Annotated in this window: 20 protein-coding genes; 12 read left to right on the forward strand and 8 right to left on the reverse strand. The window is 44.1% G+C overall.

The window, feature by feature from the left end; all coding sequences use genetic code 11:
- Positions 1-223 precede the first annotated feature (223 nt).
- Together LJF29_RS06615 and LJF29_RS06620 are read left to right on the forward strand one after the other, a co-directional pair.
- Positions 224-1,090 (forward strand): Cof-type HAD-IIB family hydrolase, encoded by an 867-nt coding sequence (locus LJF29_RS06615; RefSeq protein WP_010333578.1) that lies wholly within the window; start codon positions 224-226, stop codon positions 1,088-1,090.
- Positions 1,091-1,201: 111 nt separating this feature from the next.
- Positions 1,202-2,707: a coproporphyrinogen III oxidase gene (locus LJF29_RS06620; protein WP_229147678.1), complete on the forward strand. Its 1,506-nt coding sequence runs from the start codon at positions 1,202-1,204 to the stop codon at positions 2,705-2,707.
- Positions 2,708-2,725: 18 nt separating this feature from the next.
- Here the strand turns inward: LJF29_RS06620 and khtU are convergent, their stop codons facing one another.
- The 3 genes from khtU to LJF29_RS06635 form a co-directional block, all read right to left on the reverse strand.
- A complete protein-coding gene (khtU, locus tag LJF29_RS06625; RefSeq protein ID WP_229147686.1) occupies positions 2,726-3,946 on the reverse strand; it encodes a K(+)/H(+) antiporter subunit KhtU in 1,221 nt (406 codons plus the stop codon).
- Between the two features lie 7 nt (positions 3,947-3,953).
- Positions 3,954-4,451, reverse strand: a complete 498-nt coding sequence (khtT, locus tag LJF29_RS06630) for a K(+)/H(+) antiporter subunit KhtT (RefSeq protein ID WP_010333581.1) — start codon at positions 4,449-4,451, stop codon at positions 3,954-3,956.
- Between the two features lie 61 nt (positions 4,452-4,512).
- Complete coding sequence (locus LJF29_RS06635; RefSeq protein WP_168747320.1) at positions 4,513-4,851, reverse strand: hypothetical protein; 339 nt, start codon at positions 4,849-4,851, stop codon at positions 4,513-4,515.
- Positions 4,852-5,016: 165 nt separating this feature from the next.
- Between LJF29_RS06635 and LJF29_RS06640 the strand changes: the two genes are divergently transcribed.
- Entirely contained in the window at positions 5,017-5,784 is a 768-nt protein-coding gene (locus tag LJF29_RS06640; RefSeq protein ID WP_010333583.1) for an enoyl-CoA hydratase, read from the forward strand.
- A 20-nt stretch (positions 5,785-5,804) separates the two neighbouring features.
- Here LJF29_RS06640 and LJF29_RS06645 read toward each other — a convergent pair whose 3' ends face one another.
- Positions 5,805-5,990: a YhzD family protein gene (locus LJF29_RS06645; RefSeq protein ID WP_010333584.1), complete on the reverse strand. Its 186-nt coding sequence runs from the start codon at positions 5,988-5,990 to the stop codon at positions 5,805-5,807.
- A gap of 128 nt (positions 5,991-6,118) precedes the next feature.
- Here LJF29_RS06645 and LJF29_RS06650 point away from each other — a divergent pair, with 128 nt between their 5' ends.
- The 6 genes from LJF29_RS06650 (at position 6,119) to LJF29_RS06675 (ending at position 13,875) form a co-directional block, all read left to right on the forward strand.
- A complete protein-coding gene (locus LJF29_RS06650; protein ID WP_010333585.1) occupies positions 6,119-7,015 on the forward strand; it encodes an ABC transporter ATP-binding protein in 897 nt (298 codons plus the stop codon).
- Positions 7,008-8,267 (forward strand): ABC transporter permease, encoded by a 1,260-nt coding sequence (locus tag LJF29_RS06655; protein WP_229147687.1) that lies wholly within the window; start codon positions 7,008-7,010, stop codon positions 8,265-8,267. Before LJF29_RS06650 ends, LJF29_RS06655 begins: the two co-directional genes overlap by 8 nt.
- Before the next feature lie 117 nt (positions 8,268-8,384).
- Complete coding sequence (locus LJF29_RS06660; RefSeq protein WP_229147689.1) at positions 8,385-9,611, forward strand: metallophosphoesterase family protein; 1,227 nt, start codon at positions 8,385-8,387, stop codon at positions 9,609-9,611.
- Positions 9,612-9,615: 4 nt separating this feature from the next.
- Entirely contained in the window at positions 9,616-12,513 is a 2,898-nt protein-coding gene (locus LJF29_RS06665; RefSeq protein ID WP_229147691.1) for an ATP-binding protein, read from the forward strand.
- A 73-nt stretch (positions 12,514-12,586) separates the two neighbouring features.
- Positions 12,587-13,531 carry a 3'-5' exoribonuclease YhaM gene (gene yhaM / locus LJF29_RS06670; protein ID WP_168747325.1) on the forward strand — a complete coding sequence of 315 codons (945 nt, stop codon included), beginning with the start codon at positions 12,587-12,589 and terminating at the stop codon, positions 13,529-13,531.
- A gap of 131 nt (positions 13,532-13,662) precedes the next feature.
- On the forward strand, positions 13,663-13,875 hold the full coding sequence (locus tag LJF29_RS06675; RefSeq protein ID WP_229147693.1) for a sporulation YhaL family protein: 213 nt from the start codon (positions 13,663-13,665) through the stop codon (positions 13,873-13,875).
- Between the two features lie 39 nt (positions 13,876-13,914).
- On the opposite strand, the gene LJF29_RS06680 is transcribed toward LJF29_RS06675, so the two are convergent.
- A complete protein-coding gene (locus tag LJF29_RS06680) occupies positions 13,915-14,787 on the reverse strand; it encodes a peptidylprolyl isomerase (protein ID WP_168747326.1) in 873 nt (290 codons plus the stop codon).
- A gap of 159 nt (positions 14,788-14,946) precedes the next feature.
- Here LJF29_RS06680 and yhzE1 point away from each other — a divergent pair, with 159 nt between their 5' ends.
- Positions 14,947-15,033 (forward strand): sporulation protein YhzE1, encoded by an 87-nt coding sequence (yhzE1, locus tag LJF29_RS06685; RefSeq protein WP_003327753.1) that lies wholly within the window; start codon positions 14,947-14,949, stop codon positions 15,031-15,033.
- A 125-nt stretch (positions 15,034-15,158) separates the two neighbouring features.
- Positions 15,159-15,245, forward strand: coding sequence for a sporulation protein YhzE2 (gene yhzE2 / locus LJF29_RS06690; RefSeq protein ID WP_003155248.1), 87 nt, complete (start codon positions 15,159-15,161; stop codon positions 15,243-15,245).
- Positions 15,246-15,315: 70 nt separating this feature from the next.
- Here the strand turns inward: yhzE2 and LJF29_RS06695 are convergent, their stop codons facing one another.
- Together LJF29_RS06695 and LJF29_RS06700 are read right to left on the reverse strand one after the other, a co-directional pair.
- Positions 15,316-15,534, reverse strand: a complete 219-nt coding sequence (locus LJF29_RS06695; RefSeq protein WP_081720768.1) for a hypothetical protein — start codon at positions 15,532-15,534, stop codon at positions 15,316-15,318.
- Between the two features lie 71 nt (positions 15,535-15,605).
- The gene (locus LJF29_RS06700; RefSeq protein WP_029441201.1) at positions 15,606-16,124 is read right to left on the reverse strand and encodes a DUF3267 domain-containing protein; all 519 of its coding nucleotides are present in this window, start codon (positions 16,122-16,124) and stop codon (positions 15,606-15,608) included.
- Between the two features lie 207 nt (positions 16,125-16,331).
- On the opposite strand from LJF29_RS06700, the gene LJF29_RS06705 reads away from it, so the two are divergent.
- Entirely contained in the window at positions 16,332-16,673 is a 342-nt protein-coding gene (locus LJF29_RS06705; protein ID WP_229147695.1) for a YhaI family protein, read from the forward strand.
- Here LJF29_RS06705 and LJF29_RS06710 read toward each other — a convergent pair.
- Positions 16,670-17,281 carry an HTH-type transcriptional regulator Hpr gene (locus LJF29_RS06710; protein WP_010333593.1) on the reverse strand — a complete coding sequence of 204 codons (612 nt, stop codon included), beginning with the start codon at positions 17,279-17,281 and terminating at the stop codon, positions 16,670-16,672. The two genes, LJF29_RS06705 and LJF29_RS06710, sit on opposite strands and share 4 nt — an antisense overlap.
- Positions 17,282-17,318: the final 37 nt, after the last annotated feature.

Genomic DNA, 17,318 nt, shown 5'->3' on the forward strand with positions numbered 1-17,318 from the left:
GAGCGCATCATTGGTCAAATAAGGGGTTCCTAATACATGATTTTTCGTAAATCGAAATAACGATATTAGGGAGAATGGCTGCTTCGATCGTATCCTATCATGTTTGCATAAATAAAGCCTGCTGAGTCAGGCTTTTTTTGCTGTACAGAAAAGGTTGTTCTAAACACAGAGACAGGGTCATATCCTATACACAAGTACAGTCATCAAGGAGGGGGACATCTCTGTGTCAAAACAATTGCTTGCCTTAAACATAGATGGAGCGCTGCTTCGGTCGAACGGGAAAATTCATCAGGCGACGAAAGATGCGATTGAATATGTTAAGAAAAAAGGGATTTACGTCACACTTGTCACCAACCGCCATTTTCGCTCAGCTCAGAAAATAGCAAAATCGCTGAAGCTTGATGCAAAGCTGATCACCCACAGCGGCGCCTATATCGCTGAGAAAATAGACGCGCCTTTTTTTGAAAAAAGAATTTCTGACGACCATACTTTTAATATCGTTCAAGTGCTTGAGAGCTATCAATGTAACATCAGGCTTCTTCACGAGAAATATTCGATTGGAAACAAGAAAAAGGTCAATTCAAATTTGCTTGGAAAAGCGCTGATCCACCCGTCAGATCCCATCTTTTACCCGGTTCAGTTTGTTGAATCGTTAAGCGATCTTCTGATGGATGAACCGGTTAGTGCGCCCGTCATCGAAGTGTATACAGAACACGATATTCAGCAAGACATTACAGAAACGATCACAAAAGCCTTCCCGGCGGTTGACGTGATTCGCGTAAACGATGAGAAAATGAACATTGTTCCAAAGGGAGTTTCGAAGGAAGCGGGCCTTGCACTTGTCGCTTCGGAACTGGGACTGGCGATGGAGGATGTAGTCGCTATCGGCCATCAGCAAGACGATCTTCCGATGATTGAGCTTGCCGGCCTTGGGGTAGCAATGGGGAACGCTGCACCGGAAATTAAGAGAAAGGCCGATTGGGTCACGAGGTCAAATGACGAGCAAGGCGTCGCATATATGATGAAGGAATATTTCCGTATGCAGCAGCGAAAAGGGTTCCTCGATAAGTTCCACATGAAACGCGTATAAAAAAGCCGCTCGCGCCCAGACAGGTGCGGCGGCTTTTTTGCCGGATTGATTTTAGCTACTTATTTCTGTACACTTAAGAAAGTTTTGAATCTGATAAATTAGGTGATGAAGTTGCAAATGAAAATAGAAGGCATACACGATGACCGCCTTCATCGGCCACTGCAGAATATCGCAAATTTGTTTTATGAGGAATGCGATCTTGTCTACGGCGGAGAGGAGCCGGCGGATCTTGTCATCTCTTTAGCGTGCACGCAAACGGATGAGCATGTGACGGTTTCAGGAGAAGTGAAAGGAACCGGAATTAAGGAACACCATACGAAATCTTTTTCTCCTGATATGAATGAAAAAGAAGCTTTCAAACAAGTAAAAAACACAATTTCTTATGTTTACTTAAATCTTCTTCAAGCGCATACGGGCATCACGCAAAAGTGGGGAATCCTCACGGGAATCCGCCCGACGAAGCTGCTTCATAAAAAGCTGCAAAGCGGGATGCCGAAGGAACAGGCGCATGCAGAATTGAAAAAAGACTATTTAATTCATGATGAGAAAATCGAATTGATGCAGCAAATTGTCGACCGGCAGCTGGCGGCGGTGCCTGATTTGTATCAAGTAAAAGAAGAAGTCAGTATTTATATCGGTATTCCTTTCTGCCCGACCAAATGTGCGTATTGCACCTTCCCTGCATACGCCATCCAAGGACAAGCAGGCAGAGTCGGCTCATTTTTGTGGGGGCTGCATTACGAAATGCAGAAAATCGGCGAATGGCTGAAGGAGCATGACGTCAAGGTCACAACCATTTATTTTGGCGGCGGGACGCCTACCAGCATTACAGCGGAAGAGATGGATCTTCTGTATGAAGAAATGGTCCGCTCCTTCCCGGATGTGAAGAACATACGTGAAATTACTGTGGAAGCGGGCCGCCCCGACACGATTACTGAAGAAAAACTTGCCGTGTTGAACAAATATGATATTGACCGGATCAGCATTAACCCGCAATCCTATGAAAACGAAACGCTCAAGGCGATCGGCCGTCATCATACGGTGGAAGAGACCATTGAAAAATATCATCTGTCACGCCGGCATGGCATGAATAATATCAATATGGATTTAATTATCGGATTGCCTGGAGAAGGCGTAAAGGAGTTCAGACACAGCCTTTCAGAAACCGGGAAACTGATGCCGGAATCGCTGACTGTTCACACCCTTTCCTTTAAACGGGCGTCAGAAATGACAAGAAATAAACATAAATACAAAGTTGCCGGGAGAGAAGAGGTTTCTCAAATGATGGATGATGCGGTAGCTTGGACGAAAGAGCATGGATACGTGCCTTATTATTTATACCGCCAGAAAAATATTCTTGGAAATCTGGAAAACGTGGGGTATTCGATTCCGGGCCAGGAAAGCATCTACAACATTATGATTATGGAAGAAGTGCAGACGATTATCGGCATCGGCTGCGGTGCGGCAAGTAAATTTATTGATCCGGATACAGGGAAAATCACACACTTTGCCAATCCGAAAGACCCGAAATCATACAATGACCGATTTGAGCACTACACGGACGAAAAGATCAAATATTTAGAGCAGATTTTTGAGAGAACGACAAAGCAGCACTGATCACAGTGCTGCTTTTTTTTATCCCCGCTGTTTTTTCACAGGCTGAACGTCCGGCTTCCATTTAAACACCTTGTTCAGCTGGCGGTAAATCCATTTTGATTCTTTTGTTAATAATGGCCCCAAAATCGCCAGAATAAGGACATATAATGCGGCGAATGGCTTTAATGTGGCTGACAGGCCGCCGGCTATGCCGAGGTTGGCGACGATAATCGAAAACTCTCCCCGTGATACGATCGTAAGACCGATATTGGATGAGGCTTTATGAGAAAGCCCTGCGCGGCGTCCCGCCACCATTCCGGCGACAAAGTTTCCGAATATGGTCAGGATCACAGCTCCCAATGCCAGCCAAACCGCTTCACCAAGTGAAAAAGGGTCTATGCTGAGGCCGAAGCTGAAAAAGAACATCGCGCCGAAAAAGTCGCGAAACGGAACGACAAGGTGCTCAATCCGATCGGAATGCTCTGTTTCTGAAAAGACCAAACCGAGCAGCAGCGCGCCGATGGCTTCTGCCACATGAATTGTCTCTGAAAACCCGGCGATGAAAAAGAGCGCTGCAAAAATGACGATAATAAACACTTCATTCGAGCGAATGTCCAACAGCTTATTCAAAAGCGGTGGGAGCTTTCTGGCTGCGATAAAAAACAGCAGCATATAGCCAAATGCGATCAGAATGGACAAAAGCGCACTCCCGACTGATGTCGCGTCTCCAAGCACAAGGCCGGAAACAACAGACAAATACACGGCAAGGAAAATATCCTCAAACATAATAATGCCGAGAATCAGTTCGGTTTCCGGGTTGGCCGTTCTTTTTAAATCGACCAGCACTTTTGCGACGATCGCGCTTGAAGAAATGGTGATGACGCCTGCCAGCACGAGGACTTCCAGGAAAGAAAACCCGGTGATAAAGCCATAAAGCAGTCCAAGGCTGAAGTTAATCAAGATATAAATTGATCCGCCAATTGCGATGGATTTTCCAGACTTGATCAGCTTTCCGACAGAGAATTCAAGTCCGAGATAGAAAAGGAGGAAAAGCACGCCCATCCGCCCGAAAAACTCAATGATTTCACTGCTCTCTATAAACGTGAGGTCAATAATCCCGACTTTAGGGGCATGAGGGCCTAGCAGCATCCCTAAAATAATGAGAAACGGGATAATTGAAAACTTAATTTTATTTGCGATGACACTGGCAATCGCCACAAGCACAAGCGCGGTTCCGACTTCAAACACAAGATGATCCATCCGCAGATCACACGCCCTCTCTAGAAAGAAAATCATGAGTCAGCTTTTTCAGATGCTTTCTTTCACCTGAGAGGACAAGTGTATCATCTTCTTCAATCACCGAGTCAGCGCCTGGATTTAAAAACTTTTGCTGGTTGTGTTTAATGATGGCGATGACAGTGACATCATAGTTTTGACGGACATCAAGTTCCCCGAGGGTGCGCCCGATTGACTTCGCGCCTTTTTCCACCTTAAACCACTCAATAATGAGGTCGCTAAACGCCATCTCGATGGATTCCAGCGCCTGCGGCTTATAGACCATGCCGCCTAAAATCGCGGCAATTTGCCTTGCTTCGGAATCATCCAATGAAATATTGGAAAGAAGCTCATCCGGATCCCGGTCATCAAACCGATAGATTTCTCTTCTTCCGTCATCATGAATAATAATCGTCATTTTTTCGCGGTTTCTTGTTTCAATTTCAAATTTTTTGCCGATTCCCGGCAGGTCGTTTTCTTTTATATTCAATGAGAATCCCTCCGAATGTAGTATTGGCATAATGACAGGGTACAAACAAAACGGTATCCATTCATATTCGGAGGTAATTAGACTGGTATTTGATCGGGATGGCACAAACCCTTTCCAGCCTGTTGATGTGAGGATCATCAAGCGGTTTGGCAGATAACGTTCTGATAGACTGCGCCAATGGATTGTACTCTTTCAAAAACTCCGCCAGATGCAGACTGCCCGGTGACGGCGTTTTGGCTGATTGTGATTCTTTTGGATATGAGGACATTGGCACATAGCTGTCAGTGCTTGCATCAAACTGGGAGGGCAGGACCACGTCAGAAGGGGGAAAGTACACCATAAATAAGCTTAATAGAAAGCTGATCAGCAATTTATCCATGTTACCTTCCCCCTTTCTCATTCTATATCCCTTCCATTTCACTATATAAAACTTTATGTTCCCATTCAAATGATATGCATTTTTCAGTATCTATTGACCTTGAAAAATAAAAAAGGTTTCTTTAAGGACGGCGGGGAATGTATATGAGAAAGAAAAAAAGAAAGCGTATACATGGAGGTGTTTCATATGGATTATATTCAATATGAACTGAAGGGGCCTGTGGCAGAAATTGTGCTGAATCGCCCTGATGCTCATCACGCCTTGAATGAGCAAATGCTGTTTGAGCTGAAGGAGGCGTGTGAAAAGGTTTCTGAAAGCGAGGCGCTCATCGTCCTCCTGAGAGGTACCGGAAAAGGTTTTTCGGCAGGCGGCGATATACGGATGATGACCTCTGATCATGATCCTGATCAATTTAGACAGCTGATGGATACGATCGAAGCTATCACTTTAACGTTATACGAAATGAAAAAAGTGACGATTGCCGCTGTCCATGGCGCTGCCGCGGGACTGGGTCTGAGTTTAGCACTTTGTGCTGACATTGTGCTTGCAGAGAAAAATGCTGTACTTGCAATGAACTTTATTGGCATCGGACTTGTTCCTGATGGCGGGGGCCATTATTTGCTGAAAAAAAGGATTGGGGAAGCGAAAGCGAAAAAGCTGATTTGGAGCGGGAAAAAGCTATCCGCTGAAGAAGCGGCTGGCATGGGTCTCTTGGATGGTACATTTAACGGAGAGCCTGCGGAAGGTGCAAGACCTTATGTTGAAACACTTTTAGCCTCGCCCCTACTGGCAATGATTGAGACGAAAGCCATTTTTCAGAGCCTCCATATTGATGAATTGAAGAAGGTGCTGGCTCTTGAACGAAGTGCCCAGGAGAGAATGAGGAGGACAAAAGATCACCAGGAAGGAATCCGTGCGTTTTTAGAGAAACGGGAGCCAAAGTTTCAAGCGTAACAGATCAGCCGGGAAGCTGATCATCTCTGAAACAAAATCAGCTTTCCGGCTGCATTCACTAAACGATGGGTATGATGATGAAGCTCTTTTTCCTTTAACAGGGCTTCACCCTGCTTTTTTGCCGCATCTTCGTTTTCCGCCTCAAATCGCTCGTTTATCAGTGTTTCTCCCGAAGGATCAAAAGCCGTAAGAAAATACTCCGCCATCATATTTCGCCTCCAACTATATCAATTATCGTTCCTTCTCCATTTATATTCTAAAAAAGCAAACCAAAATCCTTTATTATGTTTTAACCATATATAGTATATAATGGGTCGAGGAAGGAGGAGATTCGGTGCTGACGATTGATCACGTAACGAAGACATTTGGAGATTATAAAGCGGTTGACGGATTGAATTTAGAAATCCCGGAACAGCAAATGTTTGGCCTCTTAGGCGCAAACGGAGCGGGAAAAACGACGACCTTTCGCATGATTCTCGGCTTATTAAGCATTACGAAGGGTACGATCAGCTGGAAAGGCCGCCCCGTCAACTACAGTATGAGCAACAAAATCGGGTATTTGCCGGAAGAGCGCGGACTTTATCCAAAAATGAAGGTAAAGGACCAGCTTGTCTATCTGGCAAGATTAAAAGGTATGGAGAAAGGTGAGGCTGTAAAAGAGCTCGGAACATGGCTTGAACGCTTCAATATAACAGAATACGAGAATAAAAAAGTAGATGAGCTTTCAAAAGGAAACCAGCAGAAAATCCAGTTTATTTCGTCGGTTTTGCATAAGCCTGAGCTGCTGATTCTCGATGAACCATTCAGCGGGCTGGACCCTGTCAATGTCGAGCTGTTGAAGGAGGCTGTTATCTCTTTGAAAAACAGCGGTGTCTCGATTTTATTTTCCAGCCATCGGATGGAGCATGTCGAGGAGCTGTGTGAGCACCTTTGTATTTTGCAAAAAGGAAAGCCTGTTGTGCAAGGCAGTCTGAAGGAAATTAAACGTTCATTCGGCAAAAAGAATGTGACCATACATTCCGATGACGATCTGCATTTTTTACAGGGGCACGAAGGCATTACGCAATGGAAGGAAACAGCCGGCGGCGTAAAGCTCCAAATTGCCAATGAAGACATCTCTCAAGAGATCTTCGCCATGCTCCAAGGAAAAGGATTTATTCGAAAGTTTGAGCTTGAAGAGCCGTCACTCCATGATATTTTTATAGAAAAGGTGGGGGCCGTCTATGAATAAATTTTTGATCATGCTTTCTCATACATATAAAAATAAGATTATGGCAAAATCTTTTATTATTTCTACTGTCGTCACGGTTTTGCTTGTTTTGGCTGTCACTAATTTAGAATCGATTATTTCTATGTTTCAAGGAGAAGATACAAAAGAGAAAATTGCTGTTATTGATGAAACAAACGAATTATATCCGATTTTCTCAAAGCAGCTGAAAGCAGTCGATACAGACAGCGATCTTGATGTGAAGCAGTCTAAGCAACCAGAGGAAAAAGTTACAAAGCAGGTCAAAGATGAAACGCTTGACGGCATGCTCATTATCAAAAGAGATGAAAAAGGGACGATCTCAGGGACGTATAAAGCGTTAACGATTTCGGATGAAAGCACGGTTCAAACACTGCAGCAGGCGTTAACGCAAACAAAAACCGCTGTTGGAACAGAGCAGCTCGGCGTTTCGCAGGAAACCATCAGCAGCCTCTATGCGCCTGTCACTGTCGGGCAGGAGGCGCTGAAAGAGGGTGCAAAGTCTGAGGAAGAGCTTGGGCAGGCGATGGGGCTTGTTTACATTATGCTGTTTGTCATCTATTTCTCCGTTATTATGTATGCCAGCATGATTGCGATGGAGGTTGCGACCGAAAAATCTTCGCGTGTCATGGAAATCCTCATCTCAAGCATGCCGCCGATCCAGCAAATGTTTGCAAAGCTGTTAGGCATCGGGCTCGTCGGAATAACACAGCTTGCTGTCATTATTTCTGCCGGATATCTGTCGCTGAAGCTGAACAAAACGAGCGAAACGGCTTCATCTGTCGGCGGTTTTCTTAATCTGACCGACGTTCCCGTCTCCACCGTGATATATGCGGTTATTTTCTTTTTGCTCGGTTACTTTTTGTATGCGACACTGGCCGCGTTTCTTGGCAGCGTCGTCAGCAGAATAGAGGACGTGCAGCAAACGATCACACCGATGACGCTTTTGGTGGTTGCCGGTTTTATGATTGCCATGTTCGGACTAAACGCTCCTGAAGCAGGATTTATTACGGTCACATCGTTTATCCCGTTCTTTACGCCGATGATTATGTTCTTGCGCGTCGGCATGCTGGATATTCCGTTTTGGCAGGCGGCTGTCGGCATCGGGATAACTCTGCTTACCATTATCTTACTTGCCGTCATTGGCGCCAGAATTTATAAAGGCGGCGTCTTGATTTACGGCAACTCAAGCGCGTTTAAAGCAATCAAACAAGCGCTGCGTTTGGCGAAAAACTGATTGAAAAACAGCCTGGGAATGCTCAGGCTGTTTTTTGATTGTATTCGTTCTGACAGAACGTGCATTCGTAAGAAATCGGTGCTAAAATAAGGGTACTTCATCCTGGAAAGGAGCAGAATGTTGACTGATCTAACCTTTATTCATGCGGCAGATCTTCATCTCGACAGCCCGTTTTACGGGATATCGCATCTGCCGGAACCCATTTTTGCCCGGATCAAAGAAAGCACGTTTTCAAGCGTGAGACATATCATAGACGCTGCAATCACAGAGAGCGTTGATTTCGTTTTGCTGGCGGGGGATTTGTTTGATGAGGCCAATCGAAGTTTAAAGGCGCAGCTCTTTTTGAAAAAACAGTTCGATAGACTTAGAGAGTACGGGATTTCAGTCTATGTGATTTTTGGGAACCATGATCATCTCGGCGGAGAATGGACACCGATTGAATGGCCGGAGAATGTTCACATGTTTACATCCCCAGTCCCTGAAGAAAAATCGTTTTATAAGGATGGCAGGCGCGCAGCAAGCATTTACGGTTTCAGCTATCAGACCAGAGCCGTGACGGAAAATCTAGCCGCCCGCTACCGGAAATCAACTGACGCGCCCTTTCATATCGGGATGCTCCACGGCACGTTATCAGGCTCTGAAGGACACGATCCATATTGCCCGTTTACTCAGGACGATCTTGTGAAAAGCGGAATGGATTATTGGGCGCTTGGCCATATTCACAAACGCCAGGTTCTTGTAGCCGGACACCCGGCCGCGATATATCCAGGAAATCCTCAAGCGCGCCATATGAAGGAGACAGGAGATAAAGGCTTTTATCTTGTCCGTGTGGAGCGCGGAGATATGTCCTATGAATTTAAGAAAGCGCATGACGTCCTATGGGAGAAAGCAGAAATTGATGTGTCAGCGGCAGAGAATATGACCGCGCTCTTTCAAATTGTCGAGGACACGTTTTCAAAACTGCGGAAAAAGGGGACTCCTGCATGTGTGAAGCTCGTATTACAGGGGACAGCGCCAGAATGGTTATTGGATGCGCCGAGAGGTTCACTGGACGAGCTGCTTGAAGCCTTTCAGGAGCAAGAGGCGGACGAGGAAAATTTTATATGGCCGCTTTCATTGGAAGATGAGATGGACAATGAAGCAGAGCTTAACAGCCTTGATCCTTTTTTTGGCGGTTTATTGGAAGACATTGAGCAGACTGATCTGGCAGGCGTGCTGGAAGGGCTTGAACGGCATCCGGTATATAGGAGACACGCAGACCGGTTTAGTCAAGAGGAGACAAAGGAAATAAAAGAGCAGGCACAGGTTCTATTGAAAAGACAGCTTAAGGTGCTTGAGACATGAGGCGGTGAAAGCTATGCGAATCATATCATTACATATCTACCAATACGGAAAATTTTCAAACCGGACCTTTCACTTTTCCGCCTCGCCTGTCCAATTAATCTATGGATTAAATGAGGCAGGAAAAACGACGATGATGTCATTTATAGAAAGCATGCTGTTTGGATTTCCGAAATCGAAAAAATATGAACCGAAATCAGGCGGCGTGTATGGCGGTGTCCTTGAGGCTGAGCACCCTGCATACGGCGTGATGAAGATTGAACGGACAAAAGGAGCCGCTGAGAAGGTAAGGGTGTACACAGAATCCGGGGAAGTAAAGCAGGAAGATTTTCTAAAGCAGCTGTTCCAGGGCACGGACAGGGCGCTGTACAAAGCCATTTACTCGTTTGATGTATTCGGATTGCAGGAAATTCACACCTTTAATCGGGACAAGATCGGGGAATTCCTGCTGTTTTCCAGCCTGTTTGGCGCTGAGGCTGTATCAAAGCTTGATTCAAGGCTGACGAAGGAAAGCGAAAGGCTCTTTAAACCAAACGGCCGAAACCCTCATTTGAATCAGGAATTGGAAACGCTGAAGCAGCTGGCAGCAAAGCTGAAACAGGCTGAGACGGAGGAGGCGGGCTATCATCAGCTTCTTGAGGAGAAAAGAACGCTCGAATCCCGTCTTGCAGCCGCTGAAACAGAGCTGAAAGAGACTGCGGAACATTTTCGAAACATCGAAAGAGCCATTGAACTGAAACCGGTGCTAATCGAAAAAACTGCGCTGGAACAGGCGATTGAACAATATCCGGAACATGCGGGGCAATTCCCTGCTGACGGATTACATCGTTTAGAAAAGTATGAATCCCATCTTCATCCGAAATCCGCACAGCTGGAGGCGCTTCGGGTTAAACTTGCAGAGTTGGACAAACAGCTGCAAAAGCTTAACCCAAATGAGGCCATATTGAAGAATGAAGCACTTATCTCAGAGCTATCATCAGCGTATCATATGTACCAATCCTACGGGGAACAGCTTGCCGCCATCCAGGCTCAGCTGCGCCAGTCCTCTTCACAGGCAGCGGCCGGGCTGGAGCAGCTAAATAAAACAGATGAAAATGAATTGCTGAATATGAACACGTCCTATGACTATGAATGGCAGCTCCAGCAGACGGTGCGGCATTACGTGCAGGCGAGAGACAGAAAAAGACAGCTTGATGAAATGTTTGAAGTGGCGAGGCGCGAGCTGGAAGACGCTGAAAGGGCAGTTCGTGACATATCTTCCGTCATCCTTGAAAACAGCCAAAGAAAAGAAAAAGAAGCCGTTCTTAAAGCATATGATGAAGCACAGGGACAGCACCAAGAGCAGATGAAGCTGAGGGAACAGCTGAAGTTCTTCGAAAGGCAGCAGGCGAAACAAAAGAAGACCGTGATGGCAGCAGGCATTCTCTTCATGGTTCTCTTTCTGCTGCTGAAGCAATGGATTCCAGCTATATGCATCGGCGCCGCACTCGTGCTGTATGCCTTTACAACGGGCAGAAAGCCGCTGTCTTCTGAAGAAGTAAGGGAGACGAAAGAGCCAGAGACGGATATTTCTCCGCGAGAAGCCGAAGCGATTAGAGAAGCATTATGGGAGGATGACCGCAATAAACAGCACCTTATATCGTTGCGGGCAGAGCTTCAGCAAAAAGAGGCAGCTTACGAAAGGATCATTGAGCAATTTGAACAGTGGGAGGCCGATATGGCTCCCTCCTTCAGCCAAGCTGAGCAATTCATGAATGAACTCGGATTTAAGGAAGACCCTTCCTTCTTACTGGATGCTTACAATGTAATGAAGGACGTACAAAAAGAAGTGAAGAAAAAACATGAGCTGACGATCGAAGCCGGGAGACTACAAAAGCTTCGGCGGACATTTGAGGAACGCGTCAGAATGCTGCATCCTGACAAAATCGATTCTCAAACCCCCGTTGCTGATGTCCTTCACGAACTGCGGAAAAACGCGGAACGCGAAAAAGAGATTGAGAAGCAAAAAAATGAAATGAATAAAGATATCCAATTTCACGAAGAGCAGGTGCTGGAGCTGGAGCAAGAAATACGTTATTTCCACGCACAGATCGAACAATTATTCACTGAAGCGGGAGCAAAAGACAGAAATGAGTTTTTCGCCATAGCCGACATCAGCAAGAAATGGAAGGATATTGACACAAAGCTGTATAACGTAAATGCACAGCTTCAAGGTGTCAGCTCAGCAGAACTTAATCTGGCAGACTCCGGCACTCTTTCTGAATTGGAGCAAAAACGACTGCAGGAACATGAAAAAAAAGAACGGCTCGATGAGGAGCTGAAACAGATGCGCGCTCAAATCGCATTGCTTTTGGTTAAACAGGAACAGTTAGAGGCTTCGGGATTGGTCTCTGATCTGAAATTGCAAACTGAAATGCAAAAAGAGCGTGTGAAAGAATCTGCAAAAAAATGGGCTTCGATTCAAATGGTCAGACATGTGATCAAAAACAAAATGGAGCGGCATAAAAAAGTCGGTCTGCCGCGTCTTTTGGAGACAGCCGAGAAATTCTTCCGCCCGCTGACTGACGGCAGCTATCAATCAATTTATTTCTCCGAAACAGATGATTCCATCCTGGTCATGAACAGTGCTGGAACGGTGTTTCAGGCGGAAGAGCTGTCTCAGGGCACGTGTGAACAGCTGTATACAGCAATTCGTTTCGCTCTGGCTGTTACTCGTCAGGATGGGGCTATGCTGCCCTTCCAGCTCGACGATAGCTTTGTCCATTTCGATCAGAAACGACTGAACCGCGTGCTGGAGATGCTTTCTGTTTTATCAGGAGGGGAACGGCAGATTTTCTATTTTACATGCCATGAACATGTAAAAACCGCGTTTCAAAGTGATCAAATCACCCATTTAGTGTCATAAATGAGGTTATATAGCTGATAATTGGTATGTGATATACTGATATTATGTAAGATACGGAGGGAGCTTTAATAGTATGGCTAAAGGGATTATGCTACATGAGGTTGGCGAACAGGTTGACCAATATCTATTGATTAAATCCTTAACAAAAGGGATTGCAAGCAATGGAAAACCGTTTTTAACTCTGATGCTTCAAGACCAGTCAGGTGATATTGAAGCCAAGCTGTGGGATGCCAAGCAAAGTGATGAAGTAACCTATGCGCCGCAGACGATCGTTAAGGTGGTGGGGGATGTCCACCATTACCGCGGACGCACCCAGCTGAAGCTGAGAAATATCAGACCGGTGAGCGAGAACGAAAACGTCAATATTGATGATTTTTTGGAAACTGCGCCGATTCCGAAAAATGAAATGCTGGATACCATCACTCAATATATATTTGAAATGAAAAATCCAAATATCCAGCGGATAACAAGATATTTGGTCAAAAAGCACGAAGCAGAATTTATGGATTACCCGGCGGCTACGAAAAATCATCACGAGTTTGTCTCAGGTTTAGCGTATCACGTCGTCTCTATGCTGAATCTGGCAAAAGCAATTGCTGATTTATATCCGTCTCTTGATCGTGATCTTTTGTACGCAGGAGTTATCCTTCACGATCTCGGAAAAGTAAAAGAGCTGTCGGGGCCAGTTGCCACTTCCTATACAGTAGAAGGCAATCTGCTAGGCCACATTTCGATTATGGTCACAGAGCTGTCAAAAGCGGCTGAGGAGCTTCAAATTGATTCTGAAGAGGTTTTGATCCTCCAGCACTTAATCCTGAGCCATCACGGCAAAGCAGAGTGGGGCAGCCCAAAACCGCCGATGGTAAAAGAAGCGGAAATTTTGCACTATATTGATAATCTGGATGCGAAAATGAATATGATGGACAGAGCGCTGGAACGCGTGAAGCCGGGTGAGTACACTGAACGTGTATTTGCACTTGAAAACCGTTCCTTTTATAAACCGACGTTTCATAAATAATCAATAATGAAAAAGGACTGATGCTGACATGTTCAGCTCAGTCCTTTTTTACATGCTTCTCCCGCTCATAACCTGTCTCATTCCTGCATAAGGTTAACAATAAAGAATCTATGCAAAAGGGGGAGAAGCCCGTGTTGTTTTTTCCATGGTGGGTATATCTTTGTATTGTGGGCATCATTTTCAGTGCACATAAGCTAGTGTCAGCAGCCAAAGAGGAAGATAAGTTAGACCAGTCTTTTATTGAAAAAGAAGGTCAGATCTACATTGAGAGGATGGAAAAAGAAAAAGAACGCCGCACGTCCCAGCAGCGTGAGGAAGAAAACCAAAATCATTCCATCGCATAAAAAAAGCTGCGCAGCTCAGTGAGCCTGCACAGCTTTTTTTTATTTAGAATTGCTTGAAGAGCTGCTATTTGAAGAAGTGTTAAATGTATCCTTCAAATCTTTATCCTTCACATCGATGTCAGCTTTTTTCATTACTTTTTGAACGGCTGCCTGCACAGCTGTGTTGTCATTAAGTTTTTGGTCGAGAACATCAGATTTCAGCTCTTTTTTCATATCTTCATATTTTCCGCGTTCTTCAGTCTTTTTGATGATATGGTAGCCGAATTGTGTTTTCACAGGTTCGCTGACTTCGTTTGTTTTCAGTTTGAATGCAGCTTTTCTGAATGTGGAATCCAGTTGTTCGTTATCTTTTGAAATCCAGCCAAGTTCGCCACCGTTTGTAGCTGAGCCTGTGTCTGTAGAGTATTCCTTCGCAAGGGCATCAAATTTCTCGCCTTTTTTCAGTTTTTTCTCTACTTCCTCAGCTGTCTTTTTGTCAGCGACAAGGATGTGGCTTGCGCGAATTTGGCCTTTTAAGTTTTCCCAGTATTCTTTAATTTCGTCATCTGTAACTTTGATGTTATCTTTAGCTGCTTTTTGTGTAAGCAATTCATATTTAACTTGTTCTTTTAGGTAATCTTTTCCATATTGATCTTCTAACGCAGTATATTGATCACCGAGCTGTGTTTTGTATTCTTTCATCTTGTTGTCAATTTCTTTATCTGATACTTTGTATTTCTTGTCCAAAACTTTTTCTTGCACCAGCTGAGTCAGGACGCTCGCTCCAGCTTGCTTTTTCATGTTTGTGTAAAGTTCGCCTTTTGTTACATCGCCTGCGTCTGTTTTTGCGATGACTTCTTTGTCGCCGCTGCTGCAAGCACTGAGAGTGAGGATGCTTGTAGCAGTGATAGCTGCTATTGCGATTTTCTTCATTGTTTTCAAACACTCCTAATCATTCCAAATTGAATTGCCTATGCGTATCATAACATATTGTGGCTTTCTGTAAAAAGATTTTAAATAAAGGGCATTCGTCTAGTCAAACTTTTCCTGATGACATACAAATATATTGATCAAGAAAAGGAGGTATGTAACATGAGCGGAGGATATTCAAACGGTTTCGCTTTGCTTGTTGTACTGTTCATTTTGCTTATCATTGTAGGTGCAGCTTACATCTACTAAGCAGCAAAAGGGATCGCTTTTTGAAAAAGCGATCCTTTGCTTTCACAAGCGCCTAATCGTTTTATCAATTAACTGCATAAGATGTAATTGGAAAATAAAGCTTTTTACAGGAGGTGCTTTTTAAGATGGGTGAAGTATTTGCAGGCGGTTTCGCTTTATTGGTCGTCTTATTTATCTTGTTGATTATCATCGGCGCTTCTTGGCTCTACTAATCAATGTAAAAAAGCATAGCTGCCGGTTCTAACGAGGCCGGCAGCTATGCTTTCTTTACTTTCCTCATATTTAAACAGTAAAGGATATCTCCACAAATGAAGAGATCAGTAAAATTAATATACATACATTGATAAATCGAAATACCTTATCCTGGCGCTCTTCAGGAATCTCTCTGACAAGGCATAATGTATTGGTGAGCCTGTTTATAAAGTAAACAATAAACAAGGCAGCCACGATAAAATAGAATAATATGATGGGAGATTCCCCCTCTCTCTGAACTGCTCCCATATTACATTACCAAATATTGATCAAAAAAGATAGAATGCAAACTGAAAAATCGGCACAGCGTCAAGCGTCAGCTACTTTTCGACCAAAATATCAAAGCCGTCTGCTTCCTGATCGATAAAGCATGCTTTCGGTGCTTGCATCAGCTTCAGAGCCAGCAAAAAGTCCGGCAGACAGTAGCCTGCATGAATGCCTGAAATCATGCAGAAGTAATGGGCGTGATTCGGAAACGCCAGCGCGGCGTAAAATAATACAGGTGTTATCAGCATAAAAGGGCTTAACAGTGAAATCAGCATCGTCGTTTTCGGTATCCGTTTCCACGTTCGCATACGCCATACGTAAATCTTTTTTTCTATTTTTCTTTTTTTGCAGATGATCGGCAGGACATGGATGACTTTATGTACAAATAAAATAACGACGAGCAAAACGCCGAACAGCGGTACATATTCATCGCTCAAGCTTGTTTTAGGCCGCAAAAGCTCAAATGCTAAGAAGTTAGATATAAAAACCATAATCATGAAACACACAGCAATCAATATTATGCGAACGGCACCATAATCTTTCATCAGATTTATGGTTTTCCAGCAATTCATCAAAGTCATCCTTCCGTACATCTTGAGTAGAATCTCAAAATAATTTACTCCTCTCAAGAAAAAAAATCAATGCTTTTTTAAGAAAAAATATCTTTCAGCAGGTATTTTTTTGAAAGGGGCAAACAATCTATGAAATATGGGGTTAGAACTTTCTTCTCAGTGAATTATCAGCTAAAATAAGATTAAAGATAGAAAGAAGTGGTGTGGATGGATTCGATGGATCATCGCATTGAGCGATTGGAATATTACATACAATTATTAGTGAAAACAGTGGATATGGACAGGTACCCTTTCTATGCGCTGCTGATTGATAAAGGGCTGAGCAGAGAAGAAGGGGAAGAGGTTGTGCGCATATGCGGTGAGTTGTCAGAGGAGCTGGCATCACAAAAAGCGCAAGGATTTGTAACCTTTGATAAGCTCCTTGCGCTTTTTGCCGGACAGCTGAATGAAAAACTAGATGTTCATGAAACGATTTTTGCCCTGTATGAGCAGGGGCTTTATAAAGAACTGATGGAGGTTTTTATAGACATTATCAGACACTTTGATTAACTGTTTACAGGTTCAAGTTCTTCGGCTGATTCATCCGCAGCAGTGTCCGTTGCTTTTTTCTTCAGTTTTCCGTTTACGCTTTCAAAGTCGCTGTCGATATTTGTGAGTGATGTTTCAAAGATTTCCATAAAATCATCGCCGTATATATGGCGGATCATACACATCATTTCTGCCACTTCAGGGAACTTTCCGAATAAATGATACAGAGGCTGTGACCCTTTAAAAACCGCGTTGCGCGTCGGATCAAATTCTTCAAGCAAGCTCCAGAATACCTCAGTTCCTTCCTCAGTCAGCTGAACATATGTGTTTCGTTTATCGTTCAGCCGTTTTGAAAACCTTAAATACCCGCGTTCTTCGAGCTTTTTTGAAAAGTTAAATGCCGTTGATACGTGCATGACCCCGAACTTTGCTATTTCAGAAATGGAAGCTCCATTCAGCTGATAAGCGATCCATAAAATATGGTGCTCATTAATATTCAGGTCATACGGTTTAAGCCATTGCTGCCAATCCTTCTCAATCGATTTCCAAAGAGCCTTGCTAAGCTGAGCCATTTTCTGGGTGAAGACCAGAGCCTCTTTCACATCATAAGGCGGTTCCACTTGATTCATTACGTCACCTGCTTCTCTTTATCTTTTTCTCTATTAT

The sequence above is a fragment of the Bacillus sp. LBG-1-113 genome (genome assembly GCF_020708615.1).
GTDB lineage: Bacteria > Bacillota > Bacilli > Bacillales > Bacillaceae > Bacillus > Bacillus mojavensis.

Coding starts and splice junctions, on each gene's coding strand:
- LJF29_RS06655 (WP_229147687.1), top strand. CDS start 7,008: ATGAATAAATTTTTGATCATGCTTTCTCATACATATAAAAATAAGATT.
- LJF29_RS06635 (WP_168747320.1), bottom strand. CDS start 4,851: ATGAGAAAGGGGGAAGGTAACATGGATAAATTGCTGATCAGCTTTCTA.
- yhaM (WP_168747325.1), top strand. CDS start 12,587: ATGGCTAAAGGGATTATGCTACATGAGGTTGGCGAACAGGTTGACCAA.
- yhzE2 (WP_003155248.1), top strand. CDS start 15,159: ATGGGTGAAGTATTTGCAGGCGGTTTCGCTTTATTGGTCGTCTTATTT.
- LJF29_RS06705 (WP_229147695.1), top strand. CDS start 16,332: ATGGATTCGATGGATCATCGCATTGAGCGATTGGAATATTACATACAA.
- LJF29_RS06660 (WP_229147689.1), top strand. CDS start 8,385: ATGTTGACTGATCTAACCTTTATTCATGCGGCAGATCTTCATCTCGAC.
- yhzE1 (WP_003327753.1), top strand. CDS start 14,947: ATGAGCGGAGGATATTCAAACGGTTTCGCTTTGCTTGTTGTACTGTTC.
- LJF29_RS06710 (WP_010333593.1), bottom strand. CDS start 17,281: ATGAATCAAGTGGAACCGCCTTATGATGTGAAAGAGGCTCTGGTCTTC.
- LJF29_RS06700 (WP_029441201.1), bottom strand. CDS start 16,124: ATGAATTGCTGGAAAACCATAAATCTGATGAAAGATTATGGTGCCGTT.
- LJF29_RS06640 (WP_010333583.1), top strand. CDS start 5,017: ATGGATTATATTCAATATGAACTGAAGGGGCCTGTGGCAGAAATTGTG.
- LJF29_RS06645 (WP_010333584.1), bottom strand. CDS start 5,990: ATGGCGGAGTATTTTCTTACGGCTTTTGATCCTTCGGGAGAAACACTG.
- LJF29_RS06680 (WP_168747326.1), bottom strand. CDS start 14,787: ATGAAGAAAATCGCAATAGCAGCTATCACTGCTACAAGCATCCTCACT.
- khtU (WP_229147686.1), bottom strand. CDS start 3,946: ATGGATCATCTTGTGTTTGAAGTCGGAACCGCGCTTGTGCTTGTGGCG.
- LJF29_RS06695 (WP_081720768.1), bottom strand. CDS start 15,534: ATGGGAGCAGTTCAGAGAGAGGGGGAATCTCCCATCATATTATTCTAT.